The following is a 13803-nucleotide window of genomic DNA, read 5'->3' as shown; positions in this document are numbered from 1 at the left end:
TATTATTTAATTATTAACTACATTAACAACGAAATTCATGGTATCTACTTGAAATTATTTGAATTGTTCTGTATGTATTAGATGGTTTTGATTGACTACTATCGTGCTATATGAAGCTTAACGTCATGTTCGGAAAGTAAGGTTAGAATACTCTTAGGTGGTTTAGCATCAGTAATAAAGTCATCTGCTTGACTAATGTTACCTAAACGAACCATAGCGCACCTACCAAATTTTGAATTATCAGCGGCGAGTAAAACTTTACGTGAATTTTTGATGATTGCTTGAGCAACACGAACTTCACGATAATCGAAATCAAGTAGAGAACCATTTTCTTCTATCCCACTTATGCCGATAATGCCGAAGTCCATACGAAACTGATTGATAAAATCTTCAGTTGTTTCACCAATAATACCACCATCTCTATGTCTAACTTCTCCTCCTGCTATAAGAACTGAAAAATCCTTTTTAACGCCTAATATAGCAGCAACATTTAAATTGTTAGTTACAACTTTAAGGTTTTCATGCGATAGAAGTGCTTTAGCTATAGTCTCAGTCGTTGTTCCTATATTTATAAATAAAGAAGAACCATTTGGTATCATACTAACTAAATGTTGCGCTATTTTTTGTTTAGCTTCTAAATCCATGATTTTTCTAGTTTGATACGCCATATTTTGAATGCTTGAGACTACACTAGCGCCTCCATGATGACGCCTTAATTTGTTTAACTTTGCAAGATGGGTAAGGTCGCGTCTTATCGTCTGTGGAGTGACTTTATAGTGCTCAACTAATTCTTCAATAGAAATGGAATCTCTTTCTTTTAATAGTTTTAATATAGATTCGTGTCTCTGATCTTGGGTCATTTTTATTTAGCATAATTTTAATTTTAATTAGTAAAACTATTATAAGTGAAAAAGAAGTAAATGAGAATTTTATAGAAATTATTTCATTAAATAATTGTATATAAAAGTTTGATATTTGTTGTATGTTACATTTAATTCATGTAATAGTACAAAAACGAAAATAACCGAATGTTAAAGTGTAAAAAATAATGAATAATTATATCCTTTCAATTGATCAAGGTACGACTAGCTCTCGCAGTGTTTTATTCGATTTAAATGGCAAAGTTGCATATATAGAACAACAAGAATTTGAACAACATTTTCCAAAAGATGGTTATGTTGAGCATAAGCCTGAGGACATATGGGAGTCTGTTCTTCATACTATTAATGCTGTTATGAAGAACCTAGATCCTGAGCATGATAAAGTTATTGCTATTGGTATTACTAATCAACGCGAAACTACAATCGTTTGGGATAAAGTAACCGGTGAACCCATTTATAATGCGATAGTCTGGCAAGATAGGCGTACAACAGAACTATGCGATAGTTTAAGGCTTGCAGGAAAAGAAGAACTAATTATGCAAAAAACGGGGTTATTAATCGATCCGTATTTTTCTGCGACTAAAATAAATTGGATTTTAGAAAGTTGTCCAGGCGCTCGTGAAAAAGCAGAAAATGGTGATTTAATTTTTGGTACGGTCGATACTTATTTGTTATGGAAGTTGACAGGCGGAAAAGAACATCGCACAGATGCAACTAATGCATCGAGAACTATGCTATTTAATATTCATACGCAAGAATGGGATACCGAACTACTTGAATTACTTGATGTTCCATTAAATATGCTACCAGAAGTAATGGATTCATCAGATGACTTTGGTATGGCGAGTGAAAAATATTTAGGTTACGAAGTGCCTATTTTAGGTATGGCAGGTGATCAACAGTCAGCACTGTTTGGCCAAACATGCTTTCAAGCAGGTATGGCTAAAAGTACCTATGGAACAGGGTGCTTTATGATGGTTAATACAGGTGATCAAGTTCTTCAATCTAAAAATAGACTTCTTAGTACTGTCGCCTATCGTTTGAATGGCAAACCAACCTATGCATTAGAGGGCAGTATTTTTATAGCTGGCGCAGCAATTCAATGGCTTAGAGATGGCTTACAGTTAATTGAAAAAGCAGATGAAACAGAATTACTCGCTATCAATACCTCCCTAGATCATGGAATATATATGGTTCCTGCATTTACTGGTTTGGGTGCACCATATTGGGATCCAAATGCTCGTGGGGCTATATTTGGATTAACTAGAGATACGGGTATTAAAGAGATAGTAACAGCAGGATTACAGTCTGTTTGTTTTCAAACTAAAGATCTTCAAAAGGCTATGGAATCAGACGGCGTAAGGCCTCAGGTACTTAGAGTTGATGGTGGTATGGTCATAAATGGATGGCTTATGCAGTTTTTGTCAGACGTTTTAGGTGCAGAGGTTGACCGTTCAACTATTAGTGAAACGACTGCTTTAGGTGTAGCTTATCTTGCAGGACTCAGGGCTGGTGTATTCTCATCACTTGAGTCATTGGCAACTAATTGGAATTGTGAAAGACGATTCGAACCTGGCATGACCAAAACAAAACGTGATGAGCTTTATGATGGCTGGTGTAAATCAGTTAAAAAAGTACAAAGTGAAGGATAAGTTACTAATTTACCTTTAAATATAAATTCATACCAAACTTGTTTGATTAGAGTTTATGGATGTAAGTAAAGTTATTCAAACTCGCAATCATAAACTCTAAGCTCAATAGGATAGTTTTATTAGTGACCATTATAGATGCTTTTAAGGATATCAAGCACTTTGAATTACAACATTTAAACAAAAATAGTTTCATAGTGTAGATAGTATTCGCTTATAAAAAGACATGTTCATTAAGGTAGATTTAATTTTAGCTTTTAGCAAGGAATATAAAATGACACCATTTATAGCAGAAATATTAGGAACGGCCCTCTTAATTTTAATTGGAGGCGGTGTAGTTGCTAATAATATTTTAAAAAAAACAATAGGTGAAGGAGGAGGGTGGATGGCTGTTACTACAGCTTGGGGTCTTGCTGTATTTATTGGTGTGGTTGTCGCTGGCCCTTATAGTGGAGCACATCTAAACCCAGCTGTAACACTTAGCTTAGCAGTAGCTGAAAAATTTTCTTGGACTGAAGTCCCTGCTTACATTGCTGCACAATTTATTGGTGCAATGATTGGAGCTTTTTTAGTTTATGTAATATATAAAGATCACTTTGATGCTACAGATGATGCAGAATTAAAACGAGCAGTCTTTTGTACAGCACCAGCAATACCAAATACATTTAGAAATATAATTAGTGAAATTGTAGGTACTTTTGTTTTATTGATTTGTGTATTTTATTTTTCGGCGGCTGAAATCGACAATGGTACTGGGACTAAAATTGGTTTGGGCTCTATAGGTGCAATTCCAGTTGCTTTTGTTGTGTGGGGAATTGGGCTTTCATTGGGTGGTACAACAGGATATGCAATAAATCCAGCTAGAGATTTAGGGCCTAGAATTGTACATGCTTTGTTACCGATCAAAGGTAAGATAGATAGTAATTGGAGTTATTCATGGATTCCAGTGTTAGGTCCGACTATAGGTGGTACTTTAGCTGCGTTACTTTACACTATTCTTAGTTAATAAAAGTTATAATTAAGATCCAGACGCTCTGTATAATACAGGGCATCTGGATCTTATACTTATTTATTGTATAGTTATTACAGCCCATAAATTACGGTACGTAACATTAAAGAAAAGGGCGAAAAGCCCTTTTTTATTAATTAGTTACAATGCTGTCATGGTTGACAGCCTGTCAGTTGGGAGATTTGATTGGACAGAATTTTACTATTATTAATTCTATTCAAAAAAAAGTGGTTAGTTTAATAATCGAACCTTCCCAATCTGATTTTAACGCAACTACAAAAGTAAAAAGACTAATCAAAAATGGAAGAAAGTAATTAGTAAAAATTGTAGTTAAGAACAAAAAATTCAGAAAAAACTTTAGTTTAGTAAACATGAACTGTTTTTCATAAAACTGAATTTCATCGTTCTTTTGAGATTCAGAAATTGGATTATAAGGCATTGGAATCAAACATCTGAAACGATTATGCTTAAGTTGAGAATATGAAAAATCATTAAATCTAAGATCTTTACCACTAATGAATAATAATTTTCTATATTTATTATTAAGGAAATAGTGGAAGGAGTCAGAAAATTTATGTTTACACTTAGACCATTCATCTTCGAGGAAATAAAGAATAAATCTATAGAAAAAATAGCCCCATGAAACCCATAAGAAAAGAAATATTGCTTTTGGGTTACCAAACTTTTCAAAGCTAACTCCCCCCAGCGTAATCTTATTTGCTTGCACTTCTGCTAACATCATAAAAAGTACTAATAAATTTATAATAAACAAATTACGTCGTTGACGTAAGAAGTTATCTGACATCACATTACTTGGCTTATTACTTAAATTCACTTCCATTTGTTACCTACAGATTGATCAAAAGAACTTTAAAAGACATTAATTTTCAGATAGCTAGACTACTCTTAATTAATGTCTAAATAAAGAGAGAACTATATGGCTAACGAGGGAAATATTGGTTAATTTCTCTAAAGTTTATGAAATTAACAGCCATTGCTAATCAGCTAGTAACCTCTCATTTACAGCATAATAGATAACCTATAAGTTATGTTATGTTAAATTGCCTTATTTAAAAGAAAGCGAGGGTGATTATTCAAATCAGCTCGCTTTTAGGAGAGTAATTTAGGGGTTAATTAAGCTCGGAGTCGACCCAAAACTTAGTACCTTTTAATACTGCTTGTAGTGCAAGGCCGCTTTCGGTCAAAGAATACACAGTAACTTGGTCTGCTATTGCTTCGGCAACTAATGCACCGCCTTTTTCTTTATATTTAGCTGCTGCATCTGCGTTTCCGCCAAATGCCCAACCGTGTTCAATAAATCTGTTTAGTGCCGCTTGGTTATGAAAAACCATAACAACGTTAAAGTCTTTAACACCTAAACCTAGGCCTAAACCGGCTTCGCCCATATTCATGTATGTAGATTTACCCGTTAGGTTATTTTTAATAACACCATAACCACCACCAAAACTAGCTAAAACAACATTGACGTTGGCATTATCAAAAACAGCATAACCTGCAGAGTTAGCAATTTGCTTTTTAACATCTGGTTTTATCGCGTAAAGTTTACTTAATGTATTTGATTCCATGCTATGTACTAATGCACGTTTTTCGCTTGGTGAGGCGCTGCCTGTTGTTGCACAACCCGTGAGCGCGAGTGTAAATACGACCATACTTAGCAAAATAAATCTTTTCATGAATTTTCCTTAAATAACATTTATAACTAGCAAGTATATAATTACAAAATAATAGAATCTATTTATGTCCAATACTAGACAGTATCGGACTTTATGGTTAATCTATAAGTCTATTATTTTATTGAATATTTTATTACTATGCTAGTTGCTTTGGTTGATACGTTAAAACAATTGAGATATCAAATTGCTCATCTTGAAGATAATACTTTAAATTCAGAATATCCAGAACTGGCTACCTTTATACAGCAAGTTGGCTTGACTGTAACTGAATCAAAACAAGATCTTACCTTCTTATACCAGTTTTTATATGTTTATGGTCGCAAATCGGAAGCAACCTATAGTCGGTTTAGAAGTGAGCTTGAACGTTTTTATTTATGGGCATGGTTAGTGGCTGAAAAATCAGTATTTGATTTAAAGCGCGAAGATATTGAAGGTTATGTAGATTTTGTTGTTGAACCAGATAAAGCTTGGGCTACAACATCAGTACAATGGCGTTATAAAGACGAGCAAGGTATTCGTCGTTTAAATACAAATTGGCGCCCTTTCATCCAAAAAGAATCAATTGCTAGCCAACAAACATTATCGGCAATGTTTACTGCACTTAACGTATTTTATAAATTTGCTATTTTAGAAGAAAAAACCTTTGCCAATTTTGTGCCTGTAGTAAAAAAGAATAGTCCCTATTTAGTGGTTCAATCGCAAATACAGATCCCCGATACGCTAAGCGATATACAATGGGAATATGTGTTTGGGGTAACGCGCGACTTATGTGAGCAACAACCGGATCTAGAAAGAAATTTATTTACTCTGGCATGTTTAAAAGGATTATATTTACGGATCTCCGAATTGTCAGAGCGGCCACAATGGTCGCCCGTTATGTCGCATTTTTGGCAAGACAACGATGGCTTTTGGTTTTTGCGTATTATGGGTAAAGGTAATAAATTACGAGATGTAACTCTAAGCGATGATTTTGTTGAATATTTAAAACGCTACCGACTTTATCGTGGTTTACCTGCCCTACCACGCGTTGATGAATCTGAACCTTTGGTGCATAAAATCCGTGGCCAAGGTGGCATGACAGTTAGGCAAATACGACGTTTGGTACAACAAAGTTTTGATTTAGCTCAGCAATCTTTACTTGATGATGGTTTTAAAGATGACTCTGAACAACTTGAAGCAGCAACCGCACATTGGCTTAGACATACAGGTGCAACACACGATGCGCAAACACGACCACTCAAACATTTATCTGAAGATTTAGGACACGCAAAAATAGCAACTACAGACCAAATTTATATTCAAACAAATATAAAAGAACGTGCAAAATCTGGTTTAAAAAGGAAAATATAATGGAATATTTAGTTATTACTTTTATTGGCAGTTTGTTTTTAATTTATTCATTAACAATCCGGCAATTAGAAAGAACCGAAATCACTGGCCCAATGTTTTTTGTGATTGGAGGAATAGCACTTGCCTGGTTTATACCTGAGGAAGTTGAACAATTAAAAAATGGTGGAGCTTATATATTACCTTTAATTGAATTAACTTTAAGTTTGTTTTTATTTACCGACGCTACAAAAACAAAACTAAGCGTTTTAAAACATAGTTATCAGTACCCAAGTTTATTATTATTTGTTGCCCTACCCCTTACCTTGTTGTTAGGTATTGGTACTGCATTATTTTTATTTGCAGAGTTAACACTTATTCAAGCTGCATTATTAGCAATTATTTTAACACCAACCGATGCAGCACTCAGTAAAGGACTATTAGAAAGTACACAAGTGCCCGAAAATATCCGCGAAGGAATAAATACTGAAAGTGGTTTAAATGATGGTTTATGTGTACCTGTATTTTTAATTTTTTTGTTATTAGCTAATAACCCCGAGCTTGGGATCACAGCTTCACAAACTATGATTATTTTTACTCGGGAACTTGGTATAGCGCTATTAATTGCAATTGCGAGTGTTGCGATATTTATTCCTACTTTAAACTTTGCTATGCAACGCCATTATTTTGCACAAAAAACCAGTCCTTTTTTGCTGGTAGGTTTTGCAATGGCGATATTTTCTATTACACAGTATTTTCATAGTAGTGGTTTTATTGCCGTGTTTGTAGCAGGTTTATTGTTTGACCGGTTTTCTCCAGAATCGATACGTTGTGAAATTGTTGAAGACTCAGAGCACATAGCCGATTTTGCTGCATTATTAATTTGGTGTTTATTTGGTTTTGTAAGTGCCTATTTGGTTTTACCAAAACTCAGTTTTGAAATAATCATTTATGCTTTACTTAGTGCAACTTTGATCAGAATAATTCCGGTTATGTTGTCACTGCAATTTACTGCACTGAATATAAAAGAGCGATTTACTTTTGCTTGGTTTGGACCAAGAGGACTCGCATCGATAGTATTTACGTTAATGGTAATTGATACTCAAATAGAAAATAAATATCAGATTGCAACTATTGCTATGACCACTATTTTATTTAGTGTATTTATTCATGGTATAACTACTAAGCCAATTGCAGATAGTTTTGCTAGAAAGTAAAAAGTAAAAATGCGTAATTTTATTTATAAAGTTACGCATTTTTTAATCAGCCTAATAAAGTTTAATTGCTAAGTAGGTGTGCAAGTAACTCAATTGGATGTTTAGGTTTAAATTTTTCATATCGTTTAACTTGGCTACGACAAGAAAATCCTGTTGATAACAGTTGCTCGGGTTTATTTTTATCTACAATAGGTCTCCAACTCATTTCGTATAGTGCGCGCGAGTTGTTTTGGTTTTGTGCTTCATGACCATAAGTACCCGCCATGCCGCAACAACCAGTACTGGTTGTTTTTAATGTTAAGCCAATATCGCTAAAAATATTTTGCCAAACACTCGCAGCTTTTGGTAAGGCAGTAGTTTCGGTACAGTGGCTTAATAAAGTAAATTCAGTATTAGTATTAGTATTTTGTTTTGTTTTTAATTGCGTAAACGACTGAGTTTGTAACCACTCGTGAGCAAGTTGCACATGGAAATCACCACGATTATTTTCTAAAATTGTATTGTATTCATCGCGGTAACACATAACTAATGAAGCATCTAAACCAACCAGTGGCGCATTAATATCGTTAAGTTTATTTAAAAACTCCGCAGCGTTTTTTGCTGTTACTTTAAACTCATGCAAAAACCCTTTTACATGTTGTGGTTTTCCATTGGGTTTAAAAGGTAATAACATTGGCTTTTTGCCGAGCTGAGTAATAAGCGTAATAAAACTCTCTACTAATTCTGCTTCATAAAAACTAGTGAATGGGTCTTGTACTATTAATACATATTCGTTTTGTTGCTCAGCACTTAATTTATTTAGTAATTCAAAATTAAAAGTATGAGCTTTGTTTACTCGACTAGTTAGTGCGGGAATACTTAATTGTGGTGTATTTACATAACCCACGGTTTTTTTAATTATGTTACTAACTAGGTCTGTACTTACTATAGGATTAATAATACGTGCAAATTTAGCCATTAATGGCGCACTAACTTCTATATTACCCACTAGGTAATCTTTGAGTGGACGTGCGTAGTAACTATGATAATAATTTAAAAAACGCGAACGAAAAGTAGGTACATCTACTTTAATTGGGCAAGCAGTAGTACATGCTTTACAGGCTAAGCACTCGTCCATCGAAGCTTTAACTTCGTGAGAAAAGTCGTAAATGCCTTTGTTTTTTTCACGGCTGTGAACAAAACGTTCCCACCAGGTAATTACTTCGCCTTTATTAAGTTGCTTTTCGACCTCAAGTAAATCTACATTTTTTGCTTCTTGCAGGCGCAACCATTCGCGCATTAAACTTGCGCGGCCTTTAGGTGAATGTCGGCGATCGCCGGTTACTTTATACGACGGACACATTGGTGAGTTTTCATCGTAGTTAAAGCATATTCCGTTACCGTTACAAGTCATGGCATTATTAAAACTTGTTTTTACATCAATAGATATTTGTTTATCGAACCATGAACGTTTTTGTCCATCAACACTAACTAGTGAGTCTTCACTATCGATAGGTGTGCATATTTTACCTGGGTTTATTCGGTTGTTTGGATCAAATGCAGTTTTTATTTTACGTAACTGAGTAAATAAGTGTTCGCCAAAAAACGCTGGGCCATATTCGCTACGATACCCTTTACCGTGTTCGCCCCACATTAAACCACCGTATTTAGCGGTGAGTTTTACCACTTCGTCTGAAATAACACGCAACAGTTTTTCTTGTTCTGGGTCACACATATCGAGCGCGGGCCTAACATGTAAAACTCCAGCGTCAACATGGCCAAACATTCCATATTGTAAATTATGGCTGTCGAGTAATGCTCTAAACTCTACTATATAATCAGCTAAGTTTTCAGGTGGTACCGCGGTGTCTTCTGCAAAGGCGAGTGGTTTTTGGCTGCCTTTTACATTACCTAAAAGCCCGACTGACTTTTTACGCATGGCGTAAATTTTTAAAATATCACTTTTATTACTGGTTAGCTGGTAACCAATAACACCATTAGTTTGCTGTGCCACGCACTGATCTAATAGTTTGCACAAAGTGTCTACTTTGTCTTTTATATCCTCTGGTGATACAGCATTAAACTCAACCATGTTGAGCCCTTGCATATCTTTATTAGGAATATCGGTTATTAAGTCCGATACTGAATGCCAAATAATATCTTGGCGTGCTAAGTTTAAAACTTTGCTATCGACAGTTTCAACTGAGGTTGCTCTCGCAGCTACCAAAAATGGTGAATGACGTAGTGCAGAATCAAAACTATCATACTTAATATTAATTAAAGTTTTAAATTCAGCAATGGGGGTTAGCTTTAATTTAGCCTCGGTAACTATACCTAATGATCCTTCAGAGCCGGTAATTAAACGGCTCATATCAAAAGTTTGTAAGTCATCACTTAGCACATGCTCTAGGTCATATCCGGTTAAAAAGCGGTTTAATCTAGGGAATTTAGCTAATACCGCTTCGCGCTCATTTAGTGCAATATCTAAAACGGTTTTGTATAAATGACCAACTAATGTGTCTTGCTCTGCGATTACCTTTGCTTTCTCTGTATCAATAGCTGCAGTACACATAGGTGTGCCATCGACCAAATAAGTTGTTAGCCCTAAAACATGGTCACTCGTTTTACCGTAAACTAGCGAGCCTTGACCCGAAGCATCAGTGCTGATCATACCGCCAATGGTTGCTCTATTACTGGTAGATAAGTCGGGTGAAAAGAAAAACCCATAAGGTTTTAAAAAGTCATTAAGCTGATCTTTTATTACCCCAGTTTGTACACGCACCCAGCCTTCTTGCGTGTTTATTTCGAGTATTTCACGCATGTATCGTGATAAATCGACAATAATACCAGGGGTTAATGATTGCCCGTTAGTCCCAGTGCCGCCGCCGCGCGGACCAAATGTTAACGATAAAAAGGGGGCGCGAGATGCTGTTTGCAACGCAAGTTGAATATCTTTTTCGGTTTTAGGAAAGATAACACCTTGCGGTAGCTCTTGGTAAATACTGTTATCGGTTGAAGCTGTTATGCGGGTTGCATAACTTGCGTCAGTGTCTCCAGTAAACCCTTGATTTTTAATGGTACTTAAGTAATTTGCGACAACTTCTGTCGCGGCATCTTGCTGTGTAATAGTTGCTATCATGACGGCGATATTTTAAGGCATTTGATTAATTATATCATGCTGCGGGGTAATAGAAATTGAAGATTTTACAGTTTGTAACACTCTTTTAATCGATTTTATTCGCACTGCAATTATACTCAAGTTAACAGTTACTAGGGGGCTTTAACTATGAAAAAAATACTATTACTTTTAGCCGGTGTATTGTGCATGTTACTGGGTTTATTTTTTGCGATTGTACCTGGACCATCGTTAATATTTTTTATGGCGGGGTTATTGTGTTTTTCTTTTGACTACCCAAAAGCAAGGCATTATTTGAGACTTTGTCAAAAAGCGTTAACTAAATCGTGCCGATATTTAGATAAAAAATTAGCTCGTTAAAACTTTGTTTTAAATTACACAAACAAAAATGCCAGCAAAAGCTGGCATTTTTATTAAACAAAGTAATTATTTAGCTAGTTTTTCAGCTAAGTATAACCATGTTTCTAGTACTGTATCTGGGTTTAATGAAACAGAGTCGATGCCCTGCTCTACTAACCATGCTGCAAAATCTTCATGATCAGAAGGACCTTGACCACAAATACCTACATACTTGCCTTTTTCTTTAGCTGTTTTAATTGCCATAGAAAGTAGCTTTTTGATTGCAGGGTCGCGTTCATCAAATAAATGTGCGATTAAACCTGAGTCACGGTCTAAACCAAGCGTTAGCTGAGTTAAGTCGTTTGAACCGATAGAAAAACCATCAAAATGCTCTAAAAACTCTTCAGCTAATAGTGCATTTGAAGGCAGTTCACACATCATAATTACTTTTAGACCATTATCGCCACGTTTAAGGCCATGCTCTTCAAGTAGTTCAATAACACGCTTACCTTCTTCAACGGTACGTACGAATGGGATCATGATTTCGATATTAGTCATGTCCATGCCGTTTCTTACGCGTTTAATTGCTTCACACTCTAGTGCAAAACAGTCGCGGAAAGCTTCTGACACATAACGAGCGGCGCCACGAAAACCAATCATAGGGTTTTCTTCTTCCGGTTCGTATTGTTGGCCGCCAACTAAGTTTGCGTACTCGTTTGATTTAAAATCAGACATACGAACAATTACACGCTCTGGTGCAAATGCACACGCCAGAGTAGAAATACCTTCAACCAATTTAGAGATATAAAACTCTACCGGAGATTCATAACCGGCCATCATGTCGGTAATCTCTGCTTTTAACGCATCACTTTGTGCATCAAAATTAAGTAGTGCTTTAGGGTGAACGCCAATCATACGGTTGATAATAAATTCAACACGGGCTAGGCCAACACCTGAATGCGGTAAACGAGCAAAATCGAATGCACGATCTGGATTACCTACGTTCATCATTACTTTCATTGGTAACTCAGGCATTTCGTCAACACGTGAAGTAAGTACTTCAAAGTCTAAAATACCCTCGTAGATGAAACCTGTATCACCTTCGGCACATGATACGGTAACTTCTTGACCAGCTGTAATTAAATCAGTTGCGTTACCACAGCCAACAACGGCTGGAATACCAAGTTCACGTGCAATAATTGCAGCATGACAAGTACGGCCACCACGATTTGTAACAATCGCTGCAGCACGTTTCATGATAGGTTCCCAATCTGGGTCGGTCATGTCGGTAACTAAAATGTCGCCTACTTGAACCTGATCCATCTCTTTGATTGAGTTAAGAACACGAACAACACCGCTACCAATTTTATGACCAATTGCACGGCCTTCAACAACAACCTTGCTGGTGCCATTTAATTGAAAACGTTCCATTACGTTGGCATCTTCGTTTGAGCGAACCGTTTCTGGACGAGCTTGAACTATATATAGTTTGCCGTCGTTACCGTCTTTTGCCCATTCGATGTCCATTGGACGACCGTAATGTTTTTCGATGATTACAGCTTGCTTGGCAAGTTCTTGCACTTCTTCATCTGTAATCGAAAATTTATTTGAAAGCTCAGGGGCAACATCAACGATGTCTACTTGCTTACCATGTGCTTTGTCTTCTGAGTAAATCATTTGAATGGCTTTAGAGCCAATGTTACGACGTACTACTGAAGGTTTGTTTTTAAGTAATGTTGGTTTATGAACATAAAATTCATCAGGGTTTACTGCGCCCTGTACAACCATTTCTCCTAGCCCGTAGCTTGATGTGATAAATACAACATCTTCAAAACCAGACTCGGTATCAATACTAAACATAACGCCAGATGCTGACTTATCTGAACGAACCATGCGTTGTATACCAGCAGACAGTGCAACACCACGGTGATCGTACCCTTGATGAACACGGTAAGAGATAGCGCGGTCGTTAAATAATGAAGCAAATACGTGTTTAATAGCGACCATTACTGAGTCGATACCAACAACGTTTAGGAAAGTTTCTTGCTGGCCTGCGAATGATGCGTCTGGCATGTCTTCAGCAGTAGCTGATGAACGTACTGCAAATGAAACATCGGCTGCTGTGTCGCCGTGGAGTTGGCTGTATGCTTCGCGAATGGCTTTATCTAGATTAGGTTGGAATGGTGTATCGATTATCCATTGGCGGATATCGGCACCGACTTTAGCGAGTGTATTCACATCTTCAACATCAAGTGTATCTAGAATATCGTGAATTTTTGCGGTGAGTCCTGATTGATCTAAAAACTCATTAAAAGCATCAGCGGTAGTTGCAAAACCACCCGGCACTTGTACACCTGCGTTTGCTAGGTTTGAAATCATTTCGCCAAGTGAAGCGTTTTTACCGCCAACACGAGGAACATCTTGCATACCAAGCTCTTGATACCAGAGAACGTATTCTTGCACGGATCTTTCTCCAAAAAAACAAATTGTAGTACTAAATACCAACTAATTAACATTTAATCATTTTAGCGAGTTAGACATTGTATTAACAAGTTAAAAATTTTCATGTAGAA

At 36.3% G+C, this 13803-nt stretch carries 10 protein-coding genes; 5 read left to right on the top strand and 5 right to left on the bottom strand.

All coding sequences use genetic code 11. The features are described 5' to 3' along the window. Window positions 1-98: 98 nt before the first annotated feature. The gene (locus tag RB215_RS15465; protein ID WP_011330173.1) at window positions 99-860 is read right to left on the bottom strand and encodes a DeoR/GlpR family transcriptional regulator; all 762 of its coding nucleotides are present in this window, start codon (window positions 858-860) and stop codon (window positions 99-101) included. Window positions 861-1048: 188 nt separating this feature from the next. Between RB215_RS15465 and glpK the strand changes: the two genes are divergently transcribed. After that, window positions 1049-2533 carry a glycerol kinase GlpK gene (gene glpK, locus RB215_RS15460; RefSeq protein ID WP_192531716.1) on the top strand — a complete coding sequence of 495 codons (1485 nt, stop codon included), beginning with the start codon at window positions 1049-1051 and terminating at the stop codon, window positions 2531-2533. 271 nt (window positions 2534-2804) lie between these two features. After that, window positions 2805-3536, top strand: a complete 732-nt coding sequence (locus RB215_RS15455; protein ID WP_033103174.1) for an MIP/aquaporin family protein — start codon at window positions 2805-2807, stop codon at window positions 3534-3536. 220 nt (window positions 3537-3756) lie between these two features. On the opposite strand, the gene RB215_RS15450 is transcribed toward RB215_RS15455, so the two are convergent. Together RB215_RS15450 and RB215_RS15445 are read right to left on the bottom strand one after the other, a co-directional pair. After that, on the bottom strand, window positions 3757-4380 hold the full coding sequence (locus RB215_RS15450) for a hypothetical protein (RefSeq protein WP_197182639.1): 624 nt from the start codon (window positions 4378-4380) through the stop codon (window positions 3757-3759). A gap of 289 nt (window positions 4381-4669) precedes the next feature. Continuing rightward, the gene (locus tag RB215_RS15445) at window positions 4670-5233 is read right to left on the bottom strand and encodes a YSC84-related protein (RefSeq protein WP_011330176.1); all 564 of its coding nucleotides are present in this window, start codon (window positions 5231-5233) and stop codon (window positions 4670-4672) included. A 138-nt stretch (window positions 5234-5371) separates the two neighbouring features. Between RB215_RS15445 and RB215_RS15440 the strand changes: the two genes are divergently transcribed. Together RB215_RS15440 and RB215_RS15435 are read left to right on the top strand one after the other, a co-directional pair. Continuing rightward, the gene (locus tag RB215_RS15440; protein WP_011330177.1) at window positions 5372-6583 is read left to right on the top strand and encodes a tyrosine-type recombinase/integrase; all 1212 of its coding nucleotides are present in this window, start codon (window positions 5372-5374) and stop codon (window positions 6581-6583) included. Beyond that, window positions 6583-7776 (top strand): cation:proton antiporter, encoded by a 1194-nt coding sequence (locus RB215_RS15435; protein ID WP_309217377.1) that lies wholly within the window; start codon window positions 6583-6585, stop codon window positions 7774-7776. Before RB215_RS15440 ends, RB215_RS15435 begins: the two co-directional genes overlap by 1 nt. A gap of 61 nt (window positions 7777-7837) precedes the next feature. Here the strand turns inward: RB215_RS15435 and RB215_RS15430 are convergent, their stop codons facing one another. Continuing rightward, window positions 7838-10894, bottom strand: a complete 3057-nt coding sequence (locus RB215_RS15430) for an FAD-binding and (Fe-S)-binding domain-containing protein (protein WP_309217376.1) — start codon at window positions 10892-10894, stop codon at window positions 7838-7840. 147 nt (window positions 10895-11041) lie between these two features. Between RB215_RS15430 and RB215_RS15425 the strand changes: the two genes are divergently transcribed. Beyond that, window positions 11042-11251 carry a PGPGW domain-containing protein gene (locus RB215_RS15425; RefSeq protein ID WP_089369315.1) on the top strand — a complete coding sequence of 70 codons (210 nt, stop codon included), beginning with the start codon at window positions 11042-11044 and terminating at the stop codon, window positions 11249-11251. Window positions 11252-11317: 66 nt separating this feature from the next. Here the strand turns inward: RB215_RS15425 and ppsA are convergent, their stop codons facing one another. Further along, entirely contained in the window at window positions 11318-13693 is a 2376-nt protein-coding gene (ppsA, locus tag RB215_RS15420) for a phosphoenolpyruvate synthase (RefSeq protein ID WP_089369316.1), read from the bottom strand. Window positions 13694-13803 lie beyond the last annotated feature (110 nt).

Origin of the sequence: Pseudoalteromonas sp. HL-AS2, from assembly GCF_031198805.1 — a bacterium.
GTDB lineage: Bacteria > Pseudomonadota > Gammaproteobacteria > Enterobacterales > Alteromonadaceae > Pseudoalteromonas > Pseudoalteromonas nigrifaciens.
Note: the sequence above shows the minus strand (reverse complement) of the source record. Positions and strands in the feature narration are given on the sequence as shown.